This is a genomic window from Bacillus sp. FSL R5-0416, from assembly GCF_037975425.1.
In the GTDB taxonomy this organism is placed as follows: Bacteria; Bacillota; Bacilli; order Bacillales; family Bacillaceae; genus Bacillus; species Bacillus subtilis.
Genome location: NZ_CP150252.1, coordinates 2,341,170 through 2,362,132 on the forward strand (window position 1 = coordinate 2,341,170; position 20,963 = coordinate 2,362,132).

A 20,963-nucleotide genomic window follows, 5' to 3' on the forward strand; every position below is an offset into this window, starting at 1 on the left:
ATGTCAGATCAATTTAACAGCCGTGAAGCTCGGCGAAAAGCGAACAGCAAGTCGAGTCCTTCACCGAAAAAAGGCAAGAAACGAAAAAAGGGCGGATTGTTTAAAAAGACCCTTTTCACTTTACTCATTCTGTTTGTTTTAGGCGTAGTCGGCGGTGCTGTTACATTTGCCGTCATGGTTTCTGATGCGCCGTCCCTTGATGAAAGCAAATTGAAGACGCCTTATTCATCAACGATTTATGATAAAAATGGAAAAGAGATCGCCGAAGTCGGCGCCGAAAAACGGACCTACGTCTCGATAGATGAAATTCCCGATGTTGTAAAAGAAGCCTTTATCGCGACAGAAGACGCTCGTTTTTATGAGCACCACGGGATTGACCCTGTCCGTATCGGCGGTGCTTTAGTTGCCAACTTTAAAGACGGCTTCGGGGCTGAAGGCGGAAGTACGATCACCCAGCAGGTCGTCAAAAACTCCCTTCTTTCACATCAGAAGACGCTGAAACGGAAGGTGCAGGAAGTATGGCTTTCGATTCAGCTGGAGCGCAATTACTCTAAAGATGAAATTTTAGAAATGTATTTAAACCGGATTTATTTTTCTCCTAGAGCATACGGTATCGGAAAAGCGGCGGAAGAATTTTTCGGCGTTACAGATTTAAGCAAATTGACTGTCGAACAGGCTGCGACGCTTGCAGGAATGCCGCAAAGCCCGACAGCGTACAATCCCGTTAAAAACCCGGATAAAGCGGAAAAACGACGGAACATCGTACTCAGTCTGATGAAAAAACAAGGATTTATTTCTGATTCTCAATATAACAAAGCGAAAAAAGTGGCAGTGAAAGACGAAGGCGTCGTGTCACAGAAGGAATATGAAAAAGCAAGTACAAACAAATACAGCGCATTTGTTGAAGAGGTTATGAAGGAAATTGATGAAAAATCTGATGTCGATCCATCTGCTGACGGATTAAAGATCTATACGACATTAGATACAAAAGCACAAGATAAACTAGATGAATTAATGGACGGAGACACCGTCGGATTTACTGAAGGCATGCAGGGCGGCGTTACCCTTCTCGATACGAAAACCGGAGAAGTGCGGGCGATTGGCTCCGGAAGAGATTCTACGGTTGGTGGCTATAATTACGCGACCCAAGCCCAGCGACAGCCTGGGTCTACCATTAAACCTATTCTCGACTACGGTCCAGTGATTGAAAATAAAAAATGGTCAACTTACGAGCAAATTGATGACTCAGCTTACACGTATTCAGATGGAACACCTATTCGAGACTTTGACCGTTCCTATAAAGGGGTCATGTCTATGCGTGAAGCCCTCGCCCAATCACGTAACATTCCGGCTCTAAAAGCATTCCAAGCAGTCGGAAAAGATGCAGCAGTTGATTTTGCTAATGGACTGGGGCTCGGATTAAATAAAGAAAAAGTGTATGAATCATATTCTATCGGAGGATTCGGAGAAGGTAATCCCGGTGTCTCTACTCTAACTATGGCTGGAGCATACAGTGCATTCGGAAATAACGGAACATATAACGAACCGCATTTTGTAAAGTCTATTGAATTTAACGATGGCACAAAGCTTGATTTAACACCAAAATCAAAGTCTGCAATGAGCGATTATACTGCGTTTATGATTACAGATATGCTGAAAACAGCTGTTAAAACAGGTACTGGACAGCTTGCACAAGTTCCGGGAGTGGAAGTTGCAGGTAAAACAGGTACAACAAACTTTGATGAAGCGGATATGCAAAAATACAATATCGCACAAGGCGGTGTACCAGATTCTTGGTTTGTAGGATATACACCTCAATATACCGCTGCTGTTTGGACAGGTGTAGATTCTCAAAATAAGATAGGAAAAAAATCTTTAAATAAAACAGAGCAACAGATTGCAAAGCGCATCTTCGCCCAGCTCATCGCCGATGTCGATGACGGAAGCGGATCATTTGAGAAACCTGACAGCGTAGTGGAAGCCTCTGTAGAAAAAGGCTCAAACCCTGCAAAACTGGCAGGGCCAAATACGCCAAGCGATAAGAAGATCACAGAGTACTTTGTTAAAGGCACAGCTCCTTCTACTGTTTCTAAAACATATGAGAAAGAAGAAAAAGAGGAAACAGCTAAATTGTCTGGTTTAAACGTGAAATACGATAAAGACAATCAATCTTTAACGTTAAGCTGGAATTATGACGGAGATGCGACCTTTGCTGTAAAGCAATCTGTTGACGGCGGCAGCTACTCGGAAATTCAAAACAGCTCTGCAAAAGAGGCAGTCATTTCGGGTGTGCAGCCAGGATCTGTATACAAATTCGAAGTAACAGCTGTCAGTGATGATGGCAAAAGTACAGCTTCCACATCTTATGAGGTGCCAAAAGCTGAAGACGATGAAGATAAAAAAGACCAGCAACAAACGGATGATGAAAAACAAGATGATGAGAAGACTCAGGATGATACACAAACTGATGATTCTCAAAAAGATGACGGTCAGACGGATCAAGATCAGACAGATGATTCAACAAATGATCAAGACAAAAAACAAGACAACACGAACACCAATCCGTCTGACAACAGTAACCAAGACCAATCTAACAATAGTAATAACAATAACAGTAATAACAGCAACAACCAGGATACGTCGGATGGTGATTCGAACTCAGATACGAATGACTCAACAGGTACTGACACGAATAAAAATAAAACAGACACATCTAATAAAACACAAACAAACTCATCATCAATTGAAAAAACAAATTAACCAAAAAAGCCGTCACCTTTGGGGTGATGGCTTTTTTGGTACACAATAAAAAACCTCCCGTTTTAACAGGAGGTTTTATCGATTCATCGCATGATATTTATAAAAGTGCTTTTTCATTTCGGTAATCAGCTCATCAAGCTGAATAAAGCAATGGTATTGGGTCGGCTTAAGAAGAATAAATTCCACTCGTTCAGCCCAATTAATCGGCTTTGCGGGATATGATTTCTCCCTCAGTTCTTGCCAATCGAGCGATTGCACCGGCTCACCTGCTGTCCAATGTAACGAAGCCAGCAAACACACAATGCCCTTTAACATTTCGTTTTGGTCACATCTCGATTTTCGTGTTTGAAAGACTGGGAGAAGTGATGCTTTGATGTCATCCCACACTTCAAATAAAAGCGGAACGTATTTCCCGCTGTCCTCCCATGGCAAATCGCCTTGTAATTCCGTGCAGAAATCAAAATACACGGGATTGGTCTGCAAGGTTTTCTTCATATCCGAGGAACTCTTCTGGCCAAGACTGCGCAAGTATTGCTCATAGGAAGCCAACACTTCTTTTGCTTGCATCATCGTTTCACCAGTCCTTTTTTATCCCTCTTCTGCCCTTCTCTGCACAAAGAAAGCAGCGGACACTCCGCACAGCGCGGAGATTGGGCTTTACAGTGATATCTGCCGAAGAAAATAAGCCGGTGATGCGTAACGGACCAGTCTTCTTTGGGAACCTTGCGCATCAGCGTCTTTTCAACTTCCAGAACCGAGTCCTTCCACCGGCAAATGCCCAATCGTTTGCTGACTCTCTCCACATGGGTATCTACGGCAATGGCCGGCACGCCAAACGCAACGGATACCACTACGTTTGCAGTCTTTCTCCCGACCCCTGGCAGTTTGACAAGCTCATCGCGGTCTCTCGGCACTTCTCCGCCGTAATCTTCAATAATCATTTTACTCAGCTTTTGAATATTTTTCGCTTTATTACGATATAAACCGATTGATTTAATATCCTGCTGAAGCTCTTCCAGCGGAACAGCCAAATAGTCTTCCGGCCGTTTATATTTTTGGAATAATGTTTTGGTCACTCTGTTTACAAGTGCATCTGTACATTGCGCAGATAAAGCAACAGCCACCACTAATTCAAAAGGATTGGAATGAACCAGTTCACACTCCGCATGAGGAAACATGTCACCTATCTTGTCTAAACAGAATTCAATTTGTTTTAGATTTAACACGATTGTCACCTTTTCACTTTATTGTTCAAGCCAATTGTAAAAAGGAACCTGCCTTTTATACTCTTTTTGCGGTTCATTCTGCTTTGCTTGTACACGCCGGAATTTTTGGCTGTGTATTTTTGCCTGCTCCACAGTTTTAAGCCCGTTTTTCTTCCATTCAAACAAAATCCGGTCAATGTAGCGGAAACTGAGTTTTCCTGATAATACAGCCTCTTTTAACGCGTGTTTGATCAGTTGTGCGTCATGCTGATCCTGGTCCTGCCAGATCGCCAGCGTTTCACACTCCAAAGGCGATAACGGTCTTGCGAACTCTTCCTCAAAAATGGTATAAAGGCTTTTTTGTTCCCCTTCTGCTTTTCTTTCCTGTGTTTGATTCTGTGCAAGCTGAATATACTCGTACAGTTTCCCCCATAAAGGCTGAAGAGAATATTTCTCAAATTTGATGCCGTTTTGATCCTCGCATTCTTCAATAAACAGAAAGCCTTTTTGAATAAACATCCGCAATCTGTTTGTGCATTCTTCAACAGAAATTGACATACCTTCCTGCAGCTGATTCGGTGTAGGAAAATATGATCCTTTTTCTAAATGCATTTTAATTTTTAACAGCAGAATAAGTTCTGTTTCATTAAGCCCAAGCTGTTTATAATGCGTAAGCAGAAGATTGGGGATGGTTGATGTTCCCTGCTCCTGCATATCAATAAATTGCTGTTTTTTCATCGTCACACCTCTTACTGTAAAGGATTGTGATTGCCCCTTTACTGTAAAAAGTCTCCCTTGCAGGAGACTCTTTTTTGTTTCATTTGAATGTATTACGGATACAGACGGTTTAACAGTCTTGGGAACGGAATCGTTTCACGAACGTGAGGCGCTCCGCTGATCCAAGCTACTGTCCGCTCTAATCCAAGGCCGAAGCCGGAATGAGGAACTGATCCATATTTTCTAAGTTCAGCATACCATTTATATGCGTCAGAATCCAGTCCATGTTCTTTAAGACGGGATTCCAAAAGTTCCATATCGTGAATCCGTTCAGACCCGCCGATGATTTCTCCATAGCCTTCCGGCGCAATCAAGTCAGCGCAAAGCACAACGTCCTCACGGTCAGAAGCCGGCTGCATATAGAACGGTTTTAAGGACGTCGGATAGCGAGTGATGAATACCGGTTTGTCATAATGTTCAGCAATCGCTGTTTCATGAGGCGCTCCGAAATCATCTCCCCACTCGATATCGTTAAAGCCTTTTTCTTTCAGAAATTCAATCGCTTCATCATACGTGATTCTTGGGAACGGGGCTTTGATTTGCTCAAGTTTTGACGTGTCTCTTCCCAATGTGTTTAATTCAATTTTACAATTCTTAAGAACTGATTGTACGATGAAAGAAACGTAATTTTCCTGTACTTGAAGGTTTTCTTCAAATTCTACAAACGCCATTTCCGGTTCGATCATCCAGAATTCGATTAAGTGACGCTTTGTTTTAGACTTTTCCGCTCTGAATGTCGGTCCGAAAGAGAATACTTTTCCTAAAGCCATTGCCGCAGCTTCCATGTAGAGCTGGCCGCTTTGAGACAGATACGCATCTTCATCAAAGTACTTTGTCGCAAAGAGTTCTGTTGTACCTTCAGGTGCGCTTCCAGTCAAAATCGGCGGATCCACTTTTACGAAGCCTTCGTTATTAAAGAATTCGTAAGTCGCGCGAATGATTTCATTACGGATTTTCATGATCGCATGCTGGCGCTTTGAACGCAGCCATAAATGTCTGTGATCCATCAAAAATTCCGTTCCGTGTTCTTTTGGTGTAATTGGATAATCGGTCGCTTCGTGAATGACTTCAATATCTGTCACAGCAAGTTCATATCCAAGCGGAGAACGCTCGTCCTCTTTGACAATCCCTTTTATATAGAGCGACGTTTCCTGCGTCACTGATTTAGCTGTTTGGAAAATGCTTTCTTCCACTTCCGCTTTTACTACGACACCCTGAATAAAACCGGTACCGTCCCGAAGCTGTAAAAACGCAATTTTCCCGCTTGAACGCTTATTAGCGACCCAAGCTCCGATCGTTACTTCCTCACCTACGTGCTTGTACACTTGGTTGATTGTTGTTTTCAACATATTTCCCTCCAAAACAAGAAAGACATTCGGAAGCTCATTGCCCCGCGAACTCTTTTATCATCACTTTATTATACCCGCTCTTAACTAACCGGGTCAATGCAGATAAAAAGCGGCTTTTCTGTCAGCCGCTTTTTGATCTGTTAGCTATGTTTTTCTACAAAACGCTTGATTCTTTCAATGGCTTTTTCAAGAAGATCTAACGATGTTGCATAAGAAAGACGGACATTCTCAGGAGAGCCAAATCCGGATCCTGGAACAATCGCAACTTTTTCCTCCTCGAGAAGCGCTTTAACAAATTCATCTACATCTTTGAAACCGCAAGAGTGAGCTGCCTCTTTTGCATTTGGGAACAAGTAAAAAGCACCTTCCGGCTTCACACAGCTGAACCCTGGGATTTCTATGAGCTTTGCATAGATCGTATTTAATCTATGTTCAAATGCTTCTCTCATTTCTTCCAATGGCTCAGAAGGCCCGTTATAAGCAGCAATCGCTCCGTATTGTGCGATTGATGTCGGGTTTGACGTGCTGTGGCTTGCAAGGTTCGTCATCGCTTTAATAATGTCTTCAGAGCCTGCCGCATAACCGATTCTCCAGCCTGTCATGCTGTGGGACTTCGATACGCCGTTTATAATGACCGTTTGCTCTTTCAGTCTGTCTGACAGCTGTGCAATGGAAACATGTTTCTTTCCGCCGTATGTAAGTTTTTCATAAATTTCATCTGACACAATCAAGATATCATGTTCAAGGCACACTTCACCGAGCGCAGATAGTTCTTCTTCCGTATACATGACACCAGTCGGGTTGCTTGGAGAGTTAATAACGATTGCTTTTGTTTTTTCCGTAATTGCATTTTTCAGCTGCTCAGGCGAAATTTTGAAGTGATTTTCCTCAAGCCCTTCTACATAAACAGGCTTTCCGCCAGCGAGTTTCACCTGCTCCGGGTAGCTTACCCAGTAAGGCGTTGGAATAATAACTTCATCTTCTTCATCCAAAATCACTTGGAAAAGGGTATACAGAGCATGTTTGGCACCAGTGCAGACAATAATTTGAGACGGTTTGTATTCAATATTCTGGTCGCGTTTAAATTTCTCTGCAATGCTGTTTTTCAGTTCAGCCAAACCACCGGAAGGCGTGTATTTCGTATGGCCCTCGTTCATCGAACGCACAGCGGCATCAATAATATGCTGCGGTGTATTGAAGTCAGGTTCGCCTGCTCCTAAGCCGATGACATCATGGCCTGCGGCTTTCAGTTCTTTCGCTTTCGCTGTGATTGCCAGTGTGGTTGATGGTGTTAATGCGGATACTCTTTTTGCCAGTTTCAACTTGAACTCCCCCTAATTCGTCTTAAGGCGTGATATTTTTGAGAATCTTTCCAGTTGTAAAGTCCACATAACTTAAACTGTATTGCCCTTCTTTGTCTAAGTACGTCACTTCCCAAAGCAGGACGTTTCCTTCTCTTGCCAGATGAACCTCTTTTTGCTTTGAAACCAGCCCTTCATCCTTTATGATTTTCGCCGCTTTGTCTTCAGAGATTCCCTCTTTCGCTTCTTTTGAGAGAATTTTTGCTTTTTTATCAGCAGGAACCCAGACATATAATGCAGTGCCTTTTTTATCCGTTCCCTTTACAACATAATATTTTTCTTTTCCGACAAATGTTTCGACTTGATCAACATTGGCGAGATCGGTTTCTTTTTTAGCTTCAGCAGCTGCTGCTTCGTGCCCCTCTTCCTTTTGTGCCATGGCTGATTTATAAATGCTTGCCGAGACAAGAAGTACTGCTAAAAAAATAATACCAAAAATGACGGTAAATATTAATGCTTTTTTTCTCATCTTCTCACCTACGTACGATAAATGGTAAAAACGGCTTGGTTTTTGTTTTCTTCATCCAGCGCAAGGCCGAACATCAGATTGTCTCTTTTCAGTGTACGATTCAATGTGTCCACAATTTTATACAGATCATCAGAATGCTCTACATTAATTGTTGAAAGAATTTCGATTTTACTTTCCATTTTTTCATCCTCCAGTTTGAACAAATATTGTTAGTCATACTCCATTTCAGGACACGCCATACTAGTATCACAGAGCGGGAAATCCGCTTTTAAATAAAACACCATCCTACTCCCACACCGCAAAAGCCGCTTTATGCGGCTTTTATTCTTTTTCCCCTGCAACATAAGCTTCAAGCTCGCTGTCAGTCATTTCGGATACTGAGGTTGTCGGCAAGGCATCAAGAAACAGCCGGCCGTAACCAGCGGTTTTAATCCGTCTGTCCAATATCATAATCGTTCCCTTGTCTCCCGCAGAACGCAGCAAGCGTCCGATTCCTTGCCTGAAGGTCAGCACAGCTTCCGGTAATGACACTGTTTGAAACGGATTCTTTCCTTTTTTGCGGGCAAACTCACATTTTGCAGCATGAAGCGGGTGATCAGGGGACCGAAATGGGAGCCTCACGATCATTACTGTCGTCAGCTCATCACCAGGGAAATCAACGCCTTCCCAAAAATGATTTGTTCCGAGCAGGATCGCCTGATTGGATGTTTTAAAAGTCTTCATCAGTTTGCCGGGACTTCCGCCTGTAATCCCTTGTGCCAAGAGCTGAATGCCGGAAGCACTCATGTTATGCTTGAGCTCCTGGTGAACCTTTTTCAACATATCATGGGATGTAAACAGCACAAGAATTTTAGGCTGTTTTTCCTTTGCCATCAGTTCGATATAACGGGCTGTATCCTGTATAAATTCAGGTTGTCCTGTATCCTGAATTGATTTCATTTCCTTTGGAATCATCACCTGCATACGCTCATCGTAAGAAAAAGGTGACTCAATTCTCATTGTCCGCGGGAAAAAGTCACTCAGTCCCAGTCGTTCAATCATAAATTGAAAAGAACCTTCGACTGTAAGGGTTGCAGATGTCAGCACCACACTATTTTTGCGCGCGAAAAACTGATCAGCCAGAAGTTCACCAGGTTCAAGAGGCTGTGCGTAAATGGCCACTGCATTTTTCGCACCCTTTGCATCTATTTCAATCCAAACCGCTTCATCGTCATCAGACCCAAAGAAGAGCTTCTGCAACGTCTGACAGTAATGCTGCAAGCCTTTCATGCTTCTTTGGTATTCATCGGCTAAAAAGACGGTTTTGCTCTTCATACCCTTCAAATGTTTTTCCATCAGGGATGACTGCGCCTCAAAAAGCTGCTGCAAATGTGTCAGCATGGAACAAAGCCTCTCCGCACCATCTGTTAAGATCGACCAGCTTTTATCCTGGCTTTCTTTGTTCACCTTAAACACTAGACGGTTTAAGTCTTCTTTAGGTTTTCTTCGTTTGACAAAAGAATGTACAGAGCTGAAGAAAGCATCACTTTCTGCTTGAACATGCTGAAGCCACTCTTCCAATTCGAAAAATGAATCAACCGGCAGGCTGTTTCGCTGGAATAGCTGTCTCATCTTTTTTAGAAGTCCCTGCTCCTTCAGAGTGCCGATTCTGCTCAATTTCGTATGCAATTCTATGTACGTAGCTCTTTTCCCTAAATGTTCGCTTGCCGCACGTTCAAAATGGTGTGCTTCATCAATAATAAATGTGCCGCTTTCGGGAAGCCTTTTTTTCTGGCTGCCTTCATCGGTCAGCAAAAGAGAATGATTGGTGATCACCAAATCGGAACGCAAAGCAATCTGTTTGGCCCGCTCGTAAAAACCGATCACATGCTCACTGCGACTTCTTTTATAGGAGTCATCGTCATAAGCCAATCTGTCCCACAGCAATTTTCCGCCTGAAGGCAAATTCAGTTCCGCTACATCTCCTGTATTTGTCTCTGTCAGCCAAACGAGAAGCTGTGCCTTTGTCAGTACGGCATCATAATTATCATCTTCTTCATGAAGCACCTGCTCAAATTTATACAGGCATAAATAATGCGATTGCCCTTTTAAAATCGCCGCTGTTACCGGAAATGGAAACAGATCTTGGACAATCGGCAAATCCTTTGTGAGAATCTGCTGCTGTAAAAGCGTCGAATACGTGCTGATTATGACCGGCTTTTTTGATTTCTTGGCAAAAAGCGCAGCCGGAATAAGATAGCCAATCGTTTTTCCGATGCCTGGAGGAGCTTCAATCAGCGCATGCTCACGATTGGCAAACGCATCAGCCACCTCTCTCATCATCATCATTTGGCCGTCTCTTTTTTCATACCCAGGCATTAACTCTGACAGCGCTTTTTCATTTCCCGCTTCCCAGCTTTCGATCTCAAATGAGAAGTTCTCGTCCTCATTTATACGAACATCGATAGCTTCAGGTTCTCTGACAGAAAACGAAGAAAAGCGCGTATAGCCCGGTATCTCGGTATGTCTGTTTTCATTAATGAACATATCCAACAAATGCGTCAGATCACTGATGAAATGCTGCGAAAGCCTTCTTAACTGCTTTAATGTCGGATAAGGAAGCTGCCGCAGCTTTTCAAGGATTTCCAAAAAAATAAGCCCTGTCACTTCAGCATCGCTGTCAGCCCGGTGCGGCTGATCATGCCGCAGCTGAAGCTCCTCGCTTAATTCCGTCAGCTTATACCCTTCAAATCCCGGAAAAACAATACGTGAGAGCTCGACAGTATCAAGCACTTCACAATCTGGGAGCTGAAAGCCCGCCTTATGTAGCTCATACTTGACAAATCCAAGGTCAAAATGGATATTGTGTGCGACAAAATAAGCGCCGTCAAGCAATTGGAATACTTCTTCAGCAACTGCTTCAAATGGCTGTTCATTCTCGACCATTTGATTAGAGATTCCAGTAAGCTGCTCAATAAAAGCAGGGATTGATTTATTTGGATTAATGTATTTTGAAAACCGCTCAGTAATTTGTCCATTTTCGATTACAACCGCTGCGATTTGTATGATTTTATCGCCTTTCTTCGGCGAATTCCCTGTTGTCTCTACATCTATAACAACGAACCGTTGCTTATTCATTAAAATGGACACCTCAATTCTTGCATACGACAAAAGTGTAACACGTTTTGTACGGAAATGGAGCGGCAAAACCGTTTTACTCTCAAAATCTTAAAAGAAAACCCCCGATAAAGGGGGCTTTTCTTCTACAAAATTGTACGGGCTGGTTCGTTCCCCAGCATTTGTTCAATTTTGTTTTGATCATTCAGAACAGCCACTTTCGGCTCGTGGCTTGCCGCTTCTTGATCAGACATCATTTTGTAGGAAATAATAATGACCTTATCTCCTTCCTGCACAAGGCGTGCGGCTGCACCGTTTAAGCATATGACGCCGCTTCCCCGTTTACCAGGAATAATATACGTTTCAAGACGTGCTCCATTATTATTATTCACAATTTGTACTTTTTCATTAGGAAGCATTCCCACAGCATCAATGAGATCTTCATCAATTGTAATGCTTCCCACATAGTTCAGGTTTGCTTCCGTAACAGTTGCCCTGTGAAGCTTGCCGCTCATCATTGTTCGATACATATTATATTCTCTCCATTTCTCGAATATCAATAATGATATTATCTATTAAACGCGCTTTTGAAAAAGCAACTGCAACAGCGAGAATCATCTTTCCAGCAATTTCATTCACAGGCTCGAGTTCCGGATAGGAATAAAGCTCTACATAGTCTATGGTTCCGCTAGTCGTTTCAATGATTTCTTTTGCAGCTTTTATCACCGCTTCAGGATCTCTTTCACCGGCTTGGATCAGCTCCGCACTTGTTTGAAGGGCCCGATACAGCTTAGGCGCTTCTTTTCTTTCCTCAGCTGTTAAGTATACATTGCGAGAGCTTTTAGCTAAGCCGTCTTCCTCTCTGACCGTATCGACAGGAACCAATTCAATATCCATGAAGAAGTCACTGATTAACCCATCAACAACAGCTACCTGCTGCGCATCCTTTAAACCGAAATAGGCACGAGTCGGCTTGACTAGGTTGAAAAGCTTCGTCAGTACGATCGCGACCCCGTCAAAATGTCCTTCTCTTGAGCGCCCGCATAACACGTCTGTGCGTCTTTCTACATGAATCGTGACATTCTTTTCACCGGGATACATATCATGAGCATCTGGCGTAAATAAAATATCGACTCCGGCGTTTTCTGCAAGAGCTGCATCCCGCTCAATATCGCGCGGATATGCTTCAAAATCTTCATTAGGGCCGAATTGTGCAGGATTCACAAAAATACTCATAATAACGGCGTCGTTTTCTTGTCTTGCTTTGTCTGCTAAGGTTAGATGGCCCTCATGCAGAAACCCCATCGTCGGGACAAATCCGATTGACTTGCCCTCTGAATGATATTGTTTTATGGCTTCTTTCAACTGTGAAATATCAGTAATCTGTCTCATCTTATTTTCCCCCGTACAAGCCGTCCAGCACTGTCTGGTTCATTTGAAAGGAATGCTTTTGTTCAGGGAAAGCACGATGTCTTACATCCTGAACATATCCGCTGATTGCTGTTTCGATGGTTTCATCAATGCGCGTATATTGCTTTACAAATTTAGGTGTTCTCTCAACACCGTGGCCAATAATATCATGATAAACGAGAACTTGTCCGTCCGCTTTCACACCAGCACCGATTCCAATGACCGGTATGCTTAGCGTCTCGGCAATTTTGGCTGTGAGTTCTGCCGGCACACATTCCAGCACAAGCATCATAGCTCCTGCTTCTTCGCATTTTATACTGTCTTCTATTAATTTTTTGGCGCTTTGTTCGTCTTTGCCCTGTACTTTATAGCCGCCCAGTACGCCGACTGACTGCGGTGTCAAACCTAAGTGACTGACTACTGGAATGCCTCCAAGCGTCAATGCGCGAATGGATTCAAACACGCCTTCTCCGCCCTCAAGCTTCAGTGCGTCAGCTCCGCTTTCCTGAACGATAGCCGCTGCATTTTTCAGCGTATCTTCCTTAGATAGGTGATAAGACATAAACGGCATATCTGTCACAATAAAGGTATTCGGCGCACCCCTTTTAACGGCTTTTGTATGATGAATCATGTCCGCAACTGTCACACCGACAGTTGAATCAAGGCCGAGGACGACCATTCCGAGTGAATCACCGACTAAAATCATGTCAACTCCCGCTTGTTCAGCAAGTTTAGCTGCCGGATAATCATAAGCGGTCAGCATGACAATCGGTTCTTCAGACTCCTTCATTTTTAGAAAATCCAGTTTTGTTTTCATGTTTTCTCCTCCTCATGTTTAGAGGAGATGATCTGCCGTTTTCTTCTGCAAGCCAAAAAACCTTCCGTTACAACGAGAAGGATTCTTCACTTTCTAAAGTTCGGCGAGTTTCATCCCTCTGTCCCAGTCCTTTTTTGGATCAAGGCAGACTGCTGCAATGTCTATCTATTTTAATAATAGGTGCAGTTCGCAGGCGATACTGCCCAATGGAAGTATACCAAAATCAACGGGCTTGTACCAACACATTAGCCCAATTCGATATCGGCAGAATAGATTTTTTTAATGCCTTCGTTCGTTTCTAAAAGCAGAACGCCTTCATCATCTATACCTAACGCCTTCCCGTAAAAGGTTCCGTTTAACGTTCTGGCTCTCATATTAGTGCCAATACCGAGCGCATAGCTTTCCCATAAAAGCTTAATCGGCGTAAATCCGTGCGTCATATAATCCCGGTACCGTTTCTCAAAGCATAGTAAAATATGCTGGATGACGCCGGCCCGATCAATTTTTTCCCCAGCAGCTTGGCTGAGGCTTGTCGCGATGTCCTTCAATTCATCTGGAAAATCATTAGGCTGCTGGTTAACGTTAATGCCGATCCCAATGATCACTGAACGTACGCGGTCTTCTTCAGCCTGCATTTCCGTTAGAATACCGACTGTTTTTTTTCCGTTAATCAAAATATCATTTGGCCATTTAATATCCGTTTGGATGCCTGCTGCCTCTTCTATTCCCTGCACAACAGCTACTGCAGCAAGAAGAGTCAGCTGCGGTGTTTTTTGGAGCGGAATGTCAGGCCGCAAAATCAGGCTCATCCAAACACCGTTTCCTTCTTGAGAATGCCATACCCTAGACATTCGGCCCCTTCCGGCTGTTTGTTTGTCAGCCACCACGAGGGTGCCTTCCGGTGCGTTATTATTCGCGAGCTCATGAGCCGTTTTTTGCGTGCTTGAAAGAACGTCATGGTAAATAAGATGCTGGCCCATCACTTCCGTTTTTAATCCAAAACGAATTTCGCTTTCACTGAGTTTTCCGGGCTTTTTGATGAGCCGATATCCCTTTCTTCTAACGGCTTCTACTTCATAACCCTCTTTCCGAAGCTCTTCAATATGCTTCCACACAGCAGTTCTTGAACAGCCGAGAGCATCACTGATTTTTTGGCCGGAAATAAATTCATTGCCGGCCTGAGAAAATAATTCAATAAGGTCTTTTCTTAATGTTGACCGCATGTCTTCAGCCACTCCTCTATGTGTTTCTTTTGATTGGAGAGCTTCCCTGTCACAACAGCCTGCTCGATCCGCTGTAATTCTTCCGACACCCATTTTCCGGCCGGCTGGTTTCGAAGCGCAAGCAAGTCCTTACCCGTGATATCAAGATCCTTAAGGCTTTTGATCGGCAGGTTTTGATAAGTGTACTGAATGTCCTTCAGTTTCTTTTCATCCAGTTTTTCGTTTTGACGAAGCTGCGATATTTTGGCCGCTGAGAGCAGTGCTTTTTCCCCAGCTCTGTACATTGTCATTGCGTCAAGGCTCTGGCCAAACGTATCGACAATGTGAATGGCTTCCTTGATCACTTTTCCCGGGAGCTTCCAGGCTTTCAGGAAAAGGGGCGCGTCTTTTAAAACTATGCCAAGGTTAATTAAAAGAGCAGCCCAAAGCTCCTCACGGGATGTTAAAGAGAAGAATGGAAACTCACTCGTTGAAATCAGGTTTTCTCGTTTATGATAAAAACCAGGAAGCTCTTCATACAATCTCGTTTGAATGAGCGTTTGAAGCGCCTGGCGAGAAGCTCTTCCCTTCAGCAATTTCTCGAACTCTATAGTTTTTCGTTCGACTGAAACATGGGAGAGGAGTGATTTTTCTTTCGCAATGGCTTCTTCTGTTTCCGGTGAAAGCGTAAAGCCAAGCTGACTCATAAAGCGTACGGCTCTCAGCATACGAAGCGCATCCTCTTGAAATCTATCCTCAGGCTTTCCAACGGTTCGAATCACTTTCTGATCAATATCTTTCTTGCCGCCAAAATAATCAAGCACCTTCCCGTCCGCTGTCATGGCCATCGCATTGATCGTTAAATCTCTTCGTTTTAGATCCTCTTCTAATGATGAGATAAATTGCACTTCTGACGGTCTTCTGAAATCAACATAATCAGATTCAGTTCGGAATGTCGTGACTTCATAGGTTTCATCCTCCCAGAGCACAATAATGGTCCCGTGCTCTTTGCCTACATCAACAGTTCGCTGAAACAGCCGTTCTACTTGATCAGGTGCCGCATCTGTCGCGATATCGACATCTCCGATCGTTCGTTTCATATAGCTGTCACGAACTGCGCCCCCGACAAAATAAGCCTGATGGCCCGCTTCGATTAAGATGCGGAGCACGGGAAGTGCTTTGATAAAAACTTTTTCCATGTGATCACTCCGGTTCTGCTAAATCGGCATAAATCTGTTCATACTGGCTGACAATTTTTTTGGAAGAAAATTCATTTTTAAGCATCTCTATTGCCGCCTTTGTAAAACGATTGCTTAGCTGTTCATCTTCTAAAATGCTCATCGCGCGGGCTGTTGCGGCCGTAACATCACCGACATCCACCAAAAATCCGCTCACATTGTTTTTAATAACCTCAGGGATACCGCCAATGTTTGTTCCGATACAAGGCACTCCGCAAGCCATCGCTTCAAGCAGGACAAGGCCAAAGCTTTCTTTTTCAGATAGCAGCAGCTTCAAATCGCTAATAGAATAAAGCTCTTCAACACGGTCTTGATTTCCAAGCATTAAGACTTGGTCTTCCAAGCCATATTTTCTGATAAGCTCGCAGGCTGTCGATTTCTCCGGACCGTCTCCGACTAAAAGCAGCTTCGCTTTCGTTTTGCCAGCGATATTGCGGAACACACGGATGACATCCTGCACGCGTTTAACTTTTCTGAAGTTGGACACATGGATGACGACTTTTTCATCTGGTAAAATTCCATGTTTCTCTTTAATTGCCGCTGTGTTTTTCTTCAGATACACACGCTCGTCTATAAAGTTATAAATCGTTTCAATTTTTTTCTCCGGTTTAATTAAATCGTATGTTTCAGCCGCAAGCGCTGAGGAGACGGCAGTCACCCTGTCTGATGACTCAATAGCAAAACGGATCAGATCTTTTAGAGACGGATCATAACCTAACACCGTGATATCCGTGCCATGCAAAGTTGTAACAATGCCGATATTGCGTTTCAGCATTTGTTTTGCAAGATAGGCGCAAACGGCATGCGGGAGAGCATAGTGAGCATGGATAATGTCTAAATTCTCCCGTTCCGCCACCTCTGCGATTTTGCTTGCCAATGTCAAATCATACGGAGGATACTTAAAAACAGCATATTGATTAACCTCAACTTCATGAAAATGAATATTGGGATGATATGTATTCAGTCTAAACGGAATGCTTGATGTGATGAAATGGATTTCATGTCCCTTTTCAGCAAGCTGCTTCCCCAGTTCTGTCGCAATGATACCTGAGCCTCCAACGCTCGGATAGCATGTGATTCCTATTTTTAGTTTTCTCATTGTTCGCCCCCAAGCACATCATGATCAAGCATCAGCATCCGTTTTGAAAAGAAACCTTCGGCATACTCCACGCCCGCTTCTTTACCGTAAAGCTTTTCTCTCGCTTCAACGATTTCAATATACCCATTCGTCAGAGGAGTAGAAACGGAATCCTTTGACGGGATAAACTGGCTTTTGTAGGCGTTGAGGCTTTGTTTCTTTGCCTCTATTGTATCCGAGATATCAATAACAAAATCCGGCTGATGAAAACCATTTATCATATAATAGTAAACCTTGCTGACTTTATGCGCCGGAAGGCTTTTTTCGTCTTTATATTTATGGATTCCGGCGGAAAAGATCGCTTCTTCCACCAGTGCAGCCGCATTGCCGTGATCCGGATGGCGATCCTTTTTATACGGCATAAAAACCGCTTTTGGCCGACAGGTTCTGATGACAGTGACAATCGACCGAATTGCCTGATCACTCATTATTAGGCCGCGGTCTGGAAGCGTTAGCTGAATTCTTTTATCTGCGCCTAATATGCGGGCTGCTTCAGCTGCTTCTTCTTTACGCAAACTGACCGTACCGTTAGAAGAGAGTTCCGCTTCTGTCAAATCGCATATCATTACTTTTTTTTCCTGTTTGACAAACTTCGCTATTGTGCCGCCCATTCCGATCTCGACATCATCACTGTGGGCGCCAAAAGCAAGAACGTCAGCATTATACATTCGGCTCTTCTCCCCGAAGAAGGTCACGGAATTCGAAAACACCTTCATCAAGTGTGCGGACGAGAATTTCCGCAGTACCCATATTTGTGGCGAGCGGAATGGAATACACATCACATAACCGGATTAATGCCGAGACATCCGGTTCATGCGGCTGCGCGGTCAGCGGGTCGCGCAAAAAAATGACAAGATCGAGTGCATTGGCAGCGATCAGTGCACCGATTTGCTGGTCTCCCCCTAAAGGGCCGGATTGAAAACGTTCAATTTGAAGACCTGTCGCCTCTTGAATTTTCAACCCTGTGGTTCCGGTTGCGTATAGATCATGATTCTTTAAAATATCCCGATAGGCAGTCGTAAATTGAACCATATCCTGTTTTTTCTTGTCATGCGCGATCAAAGCAATTTTCATTGTTTATCCCCCCGTCTAATCAATGATATTTTCTAAACCGTACACAAGCTGATCAATCTTCATGACTTGTTCGACTGACAGTTTAACGCCTGACATGAAAGAAGCCCGGTTATAAGAATCATGGCGTATCTGAAGCGTTTGGCCATCCATGCCGAACATGACCTCCTGATGCGCGATCAGTCCCGGAAGACGGACGCTGTGCAAGCGAATGCCGTTTTGCTCCGCTCCTCTTGCTCCTGGGAGAATTTCTTTTTCATCCGGATGTCCTTGCTGCTTTTCTTTACGGACTTCTGAAATCATTTCCGCTGTTTTAAGCGCAGTTCCGCTTGGTGCGTCAAGCTTCTGGTCATGATGAAGCTCAATAATCTCAACATCCTCAAAATAGTTGGCAGCCATTTTTGAAAATTTCATCATCAGTATCGCACCGAGCGCAAAATTTGGCGCAATGATGGCTCCGATCCCTTTTTCTTCTGTTAAAGACGTGAGCTCTTTTAAATCAGCTTCTGAGAAACCGGTTGTTCCGACAACTGGACGGACTCCGTGCTCTAATGCAATTTTTGTATGTACTTTTCCGATTTCGGGCGTTGTTAAATCAATCAAGACATCCGGTTGTGTTTCTGTAAAACAGGCATGGATATCTGTATAAATGAAAGCATCTGACTCAACAGGCATCACATCAGATAATTTTTGCTGATCGTATGTATGGTCTATGGCCCCGACAAGGTCAAAATGAGGTGTTCGTTCTGCCAATTTAACAGCTTCCTGCCCCATTCTTCCACGCGGTCCCGCAATGACTACTTTAATTGTTTCGTTTGACATCTCGATCTCCTCTACTTTCCTTCTTCTTTTCTGGTCCAGCGATCTTTATCTCTTGTATTAAATTTATGCATGACTCGGTCGTGGGCTTCCTCTAAAGAGATATCAAGGGAGTTGGCTAAACAAACCAATACAAATAGCACATCGCCCATTTCCTCTTCCATGCTTTTATCATCTTCAGTCGCTTTTTTTGGTTTTTCTCCATAACGGTGATTCACTTCTCTGGCAAGCTCGCCCAGTTCTTCAGTCAGCCTCGCCATCATGGCCAGCGGGCTGAAATATCCTTCTTTAAATTGGCCGATGTAACGGTCTACTTCAGCCTGTATGTCTTTCATTGTTTTATCACTCACTGAACGAAACCTCCTATCATCCTCTTACATGTTAGCTAATTCAGATACGTTTGACAAATGTTTAAGCACGTTTGCTGTTTTCTTTTTCATCCACTATAATATAAACGCTATCTAATGGAAGGAAAAGGGGTTTTGTGTGATGCTTGGAGAAATTAGATTAAAAAACATATTTTTCATTTTAATCGGAGCGGCAATTTTTTCATTTGGCTTGGTTCATTTCAATATGCAGAACAATCTGGCTGAGGGCGGTTTTACAGGTATTACACTTTTGCTTTATGCCCTTTTCCACATCAGCCCCTCTATCTCGAACCTGGTGTTGAACATTCCGATTTTTTTTATTGGCTGGCGTTTACTTGGCAGGACAATGTTTGTTTATACCCTTGTCGGCACTGTAGCCTTGTCTTTGTTCCTCAGCATCTTTCAGCGATATGAAATCCATATGCCCCTTCAGCACGACTTAGCGCTCGCCGCTTTATTTGCCGGCGTATTCATCGGAGCCGGACTGGGTATAATTTTTAAGTTCGGCGGAACGACAGGCGGTGTTGATATCATCGCACGTTTAGTGAATAAGTATTTTGGGATCCCGATGGGCAGAACGATGTTTGCTTTCGATGCCTGCGTCATCATTTTGTCTTTGCTTACTTATCTCTCCTATAAAGAAGCGATGTATACGCTGGTAGCTGTATTTGTAGCGGCAAGATTAATCGATTTTATTCAGGAAGGCGGATACGCTGCTAAAGGCGCTACGATCATCTCTTCGAAAAACGACCTGATTCAGAAAAAGATTCTTGAAGAAATGGAACGGGGCGTCACCATTTTGAAAGGACAAGGTTCCTACACAAAAGAGGATATAGATGTACTTTATTGTGTGGTGCCGAAAAACGAATTGGTGATGCTGAAAAGCGTGATTAACTCCATTGATCCCCATGCCTTTGTAGCGGTAAGCGATGTTCACGATGTGCTCGGAGAAGGATTTACGCTTGATGAAAATAAAAATCCGCTTCCGCGCTGACATGTAATAGAAAAAAGGCGGCTGACCGCCGCCCCTCATCCTTATTTAGGGTAGTCCCTTTTTTTCAGCTTGTTTTTTTCCGCCTTGTACTTTCTGTAACCGACATAGGTAAGAGCAGTAATGATGATACTGCCGGTTGTAATCATCACCCAGAGTAAAGACGGATCGGCATCATCCTCCTCCACCCTGTCAAACACATTTTTCAGGTCATGCTGAAGAAGGGAAAGCCGTTCAAGCTTCGTGCTCTCTGTCATTTGCTGAAATTCCTCTTGCTCAATAACATCTATATGTTTTCCGACTGTTTCAAGCTGATCCTCTGATACATCGATTGTAAGACTGGGGTAAATCAAGTCATATAAACTGATAAATTCATTCCATTTTTCATGAAAGCTTGTGCTTCCATTCTTTTGGACATCTCGCTTCAGTTCAGTAAAAGCTTCCATAATCGGTTTTTCCAGTGAGCCCCAAAGCGGGTCAGACCGATTGTCAACCGCATCCATCAGCATCCTGAACTGCGCGGCTGCTCTGAGTTTTTGTGTGTCTGATGTATCAGCTTGCTTTAAACTCCGAACCATATCATTATAGCCCAATGTGATTTGACGGATTTGGGATCCCGTTAGCATGGGGTCTTGCTGTTTTTTCTCAGCGGATTTTAATGTTTTTTCAAAATACTCCAAGACTTGAAGCGCCTCTTCATATTTCGCCTGTCGGGTCATTTGAAAGACTGTATCGGATAAATCATTCAATTCCTCGAGGCTTCCCCGCTCTGCAGCCTTGGCATTTCCATTATAAAAAATAAGTGCAATCAACAAACAGATCGTCAGCTTTCGTTTCATGCAGGTCCCTCCCACTCTCTCTCCTTACAGAATATGAAGAAAGGGACAAGGAT

At 43.5% G+C, this 20,963-nt stretch carries 21 protein-coding genes; 2 read left to right on the forward strand and 19 right to left on the reverse strand.

Annotated elements, in window-relative coordinates:
* Positions 1-2,760 carry a PBP1A family penicillin-binding protein gene (locus tag NYE20_RS12335; RefSeq protein WP_339183106.1) on the forward strand — a complete coding sequence of 920 codons (2,760 nt, stop codon included), beginning with the start codon at positions 1-3 and terminating at the stop codon, positions 2,758-2,760.
* Between the two features lie 75 nt (positions 2,761-2,835).
* Here NYE20_RS12335 and NYE20_RS12340 read toward each other — a convergent pair whose 3' ends face one another.
* The 18 genes from NYE20_RS12340 to NYE20_RS12425 form a co-directional block, all read right to left on the reverse strand.
* Complete coding sequence (locus tag NYE20_RS12340; protein ID WP_120028311.1) at positions 2,836-3,330, reverse strand: YpoC family protein; 495 nt, start codon at positions 3,328-3,330, stop codon at positions 2,836-2,838.
* Positions 3,327-3,986, reverse strand: coding sequence for an endonuclease III (nth, locus tag NYE20_RS12345; protein WP_009967580.1), 660 nt, complete (start codon positions 3,984-3,986; stop codon positions 3,327-3,329). Before nth ends, NYE20_RS12340 begins: the two co-directional genes overlap by 4 nt.
* A gap of 18 nt (positions 3,987-4,004) precedes the next feature.
* Positions 4,005-4,703: a DNA replication protein DnaD gene (gene dnaD, locus NYE20_RS12350; protein ID WP_004398499.1), complete on the reverse strand. Its 699-nt coding sequence runs from the start codon at positions 4,701-4,703 to the stop codon at positions 4,005-4,007.
* Positions 4,704-4,795: 92 nt separating this feature from the next.
* A complete protein-coding gene (asnS, locus tag NYE20_RS12355; protein ID WP_038430016.1) occupies positions 4,796-6,088 on the reverse strand; it encodes an asparagine--tRNA ligase in 1,293 nt (430 codons plus the stop codon).
* A gap of 143 nt (positions 6,089-6,231) precedes the next feature.
* Entirely contained in the window at positions 6,232-7,413 is a 1,182-nt protein-coding gene (gene aspB / locus NYE20_RS12360) for an aspartate transaminase AspB (protein ID WP_041849963.1), read from the reverse strand.
* 22 nt (positions 7,414-7,435) lie between these two features.
* On the reverse strand, positions 7,436-7,921 hold the full coding sequence (gene tseB / locus NYE20_RS12365; RefSeq protein WP_014477164.1) for a cell wall elongation/penicillin-binding protein regulator TseB: 486 nt from the start codon (positions 7,919-7,921) through the stop codon (positions 7,436-7,438).
* An 8-nt stretch (positions 7,922-7,929) separates the two neighbouring features.
* Positions 7,930-8,100 carry a YpmA family protein gene (locus NYE20_RS12370; RefSeq protein ID WP_003225588.1) on the reverse strand — a complete coding sequence of 57 codons (171 nt, stop codon included), beginning with the start codon at positions 8,098-8,100 and terminating at the stop codon, positions 7,930-7,932.
* A gap of 142 nt (positions 8,101-8,242) precedes the next feature.
* The gene (gene dinG / locus NYE20_RS12375) at positions 8,243-11,038 is read right to left on the reverse strand and encodes an ATP-dependent DNA helicase DinG (RefSeq protein ID WP_049141287.1); all 2,796 of its coding nucleotides are present in this window, start codon (positions 11,036-11,038) and stop codon (positions 8,243-8,245) included.
* Between the two features lie 125 nt (positions 11,039-11,163).
* Positions 11,164-11,547 (reverse strand): aspartate 1-decarboxylase, encoded by a 384-nt coding sequence (gene panD / locus NYE20_RS12380; protein WP_003225586.1) that lies wholly within the window; start codon positions 11,545-11,547, stop codon positions 11,164-11,166.
* A gap of 1 nt (position 11,548) precedes the next feature.
* Complete coding sequence (gene panC, locus NYE20_RS12385; protein ID WP_024571841.1) at positions 11,549-12,409, reverse strand: pantoate--beta-alanine ligase; 861 nt, start codon at positions 12,407-12,409, stop codon at positions 11,549-11,551.
* Between the two features lies 1 nt (position 12,410).
* Positions 12,411-13,244 (reverse strand): 3-methyl-2-oxobutanoate hydroxymethyltransferase, encoded by an 834-nt coding sequence (panB, locus tag NYE20_RS12390; RefSeq protein ID WP_003230652.1) that lies wholly within the window; start codon positions 13,242-13,244, stop codon positions 12,411-12,413.
* A gap of 245 nt (positions 13,245-13,489) precedes the next feature.
* Positions 13,490-14,467: a bifunctional biotin--[acetyl-CoA-carboxylase] synthetase/biotin operon repressor gene (locus NYE20_RS12395; protein ID WP_003230650.1), complete on the reverse strand. Its 978-nt coding sequence runs from the start codon at positions 14,465-14,467 to the stop codon at positions 13,490-13,492.
* Complete coding sequence (locus NYE20_RS12400) at positions 14,452-15,645, reverse strand: CCA tRNA nucleotidyltransferase (protein ID WP_038828590.1); 1,194 nt, start codon at positions 15,643-15,645, stop codon at positions 14,452-14,454. Before NYE20_RS12400 ends, NYE20_RS12395 begins: the two co-directional genes overlap by 16 nt.
* Positions 15,646-15,649: 4 nt before the next feature.
* Complete coding sequence (gene bshA, locus NYE20_RS12405) at positions 15,650-16,783, reverse strand: N-acetyl-alpha-D-glucosaminyl L-malate synthase BshA (protein WP_077671386.1); 1,134 nt, start codon at positions 16,781-16,783, stop codon at positions 15,650-15,652.
* Positions 16,780-17,490 (reverse strand): bacillithiol biosynthesis deacetylase BshB1, encoded by a 711-nt coding sequence (bshB1, locus tag NYE20_RS12410; protein WP_015383958.1) that lies wholly within the window; start codon positions 17,488-17,490, stop codon positions 16,780-16,782. The genes bshA and bshB1 overlap by 4 nt, the downstream gene beginning before the upstream one ends.
* A complete protein-coding gene (gene mgsA, locus NYE20_RS12415; protein WP_014477171.1) occupies positions 17,483-17,896 on the reverse strand; it encodes a methylglyoxal synthase in 414 nt (137 codons plus the stop codon). The genes bshB1 and mgsA overlap by 8 nt, the downstream gene beginning before the upstream one ends.
* A gap of 15 nt (positions 17,897-17,911) precedes the next feature.
* Positions 17,912-18,715 carry a 4-hydroxy-tetrahydrodipicolinate reductase gene (dapB, locus tag NYE20_RS12420; protein WP_003230638.1) on the reverse strand — a complete coding sequence of 268 codons (804 nt, stop codon included), beginning with the start codon at positions 18,713-18,715 and terminating at the stop codon, positions 17,912-17,914.
* A gap of 11 nt (positions 18,716-18,726) precedes the next feature.
* Complete coding sequence (locus NYE20_RS12425; protein WP_004398044.1) at positions 18,727-19,062, reverse strand: nucleotide pyrophosphohydrolase; 336 nt, start codon at positions 19,060-19,062, stop codon at positions 18,727-18,729.
* 139 nt (positions 19,063-19,201) lie between these two features.
* Here NYE20_RS12425 and NYE20_RS12430 point away from each other — a divergent pair, with 139 nt between their 5' ends.
* Positions 19,202-20,074 (forward strand): YitT family protein, encoded by an 873-nt coding sequence (locus tag NYE20_RS12430; protein ID WP_003230635.1) that lies wholly within the window; start codon positions 19,202-19,204, stop codon positions 20,072-20,074.
* A gap of 41 nt (positions 20,075-20,115) precedes the next feature.
* Here NYE20_RS12430 and ypjB read toward each other — a convergent pair whose 3' ends face one another.
* Positions 20,116-20,910: a sporulation protein YpjB gene (ypjB, locus tag NYE20_RS12435; RefSeq protein WP_161621650.1), complete on the reverse strand. Its 795-nt coding sequence runs from the start codon at positions 20,908-20,910 to the stop codon at positions 20,116-20,118.
* Positions 20,911-20,963 lie beyond the last annotated feature (53 nt).

What these genes read in the sequence shown, in the direction of transcription:
- mgsA (WP_014477171.1), bottom strand. Translation starts at nt 17,896, where the DNA reads ATGAAAATTGCTTTGATCGCGCATGACAAGAAAAAACAGGATATGGTT.
- panC (WP_024571841.1), bottom strand. Translation starts at nt 12,409, where the DNA reads ATGAGACAGATTACTGATATTTCACAGTTGAAAGAAGCCATAAAACAA.
- NYE20_RS12335 (WP_339183106.1), top strand. Translation starts at nt 1, where the DNA reads ATGTCAGATCAATTTAACAGCCGTGAAGCTCGGCGAAAAGCGAACAGC.
- NYE20_RS12430 (WP_003230635.1), top strand. Translation starts at nt 19,202, where the DNA reads ATGCTTGGAGAAATTAGATTAAAAAACATATTTTTCATTTTAATCGGA.
- bshA (WP_077671386.1), bottom strand. Translation starts at nt 16,783, where the DNA reads ATGAGAAAACTAAAAATAGGAATCACATGCTATCCGAGCGTTGGAGGC.
- NYE20_RS12395 (WP_003230650.1), bottom strand. Translation starts at nt 14,467, where the DNA reads ATGCGGTCAACATTAAGAAAAGACCTTATTGAATTATTTTCTCAGGCC.
- dapB (WP_003230638.1), bottom strand. Translation starts at nt 18,715, where the DNA reads ATGTCAAACGAAACAATTAAAGTAGTCATTGCGGGACCGCGTGGAAGA.
- dinG (WP_049141287.1), bottom strand. Translation starts at nt 11,038, where the DNA reads ATGAATAAGCAACGGTTCGTTGTTATAGATGTAGAGACAACAGGGAAT.
- NYE20_RS12340 (WP_120028311.1), bottom strand. Translation starts at nt 3,330, where the DNA reads ATGATGCAAGCAAAAGAAGTGTTGGCTTCCTATGAGCAATACTTGCGC.
- dnaD (WP_004398499.1), bottom strand. Translation starts at nt 4,703, where the DNA reads ATGAAAAAACAGCAATTTATTGATATGCAGGAGCAGGGAACATCAACC.
- panB (WP_003230652.1), bottom strand. Translation starts at nt 13,244, where the DNA reads ATGAAAACAAAACTGGATTTTCTAAAAATGAAGGAGTCTGAAGAACCG.
- panD (WP_003225586.1), bottom strand. Translation starts at nt 11,547, where the DNA reads ATGTATCGAACAATGATGAGCGGCAAGCTTCACAGGGCAACTGTTACG.
- NYE20_RS12400 (WP_038828590.1), bottom strand. Translation starts at nt 15,645, where the DNA reads ATGGAAAAAGTTTTTATCAAAGCACTTCCCGTGCTCCGCATCTTAATC.
- ypjB (WP_161621650.1), bottom strand. Translation starts at nt 20,910, where the DNA reads ATGAAACGAAAGCTGACGATCTGTTTGTTGATTGCACTTATTTTTTAT.
- bshB1 (WP_015383958.1), bottom strand. Translation starts at nt 17,490, where the DNA reads ATGTATAATGCTGACGTTCTTGCTTTTGGCGCCCACAGTGATGATGTC.
- tseB (WP_014477164.1), bottom strand. Translation starts at nt 7,921, where the DNA reads ATGAGAAAAAAAGCATTAATATTTACCGTCATTTTTGGTATTATTTTT.
- NYE20_RS12370 (WP_003225588.1), bottom strand. Translation starts at nt 8,100, where the DNA reads ATGGAAAGTAAAATCGAAATTCTTTCAACAATTAATGTAGAGCATTCT.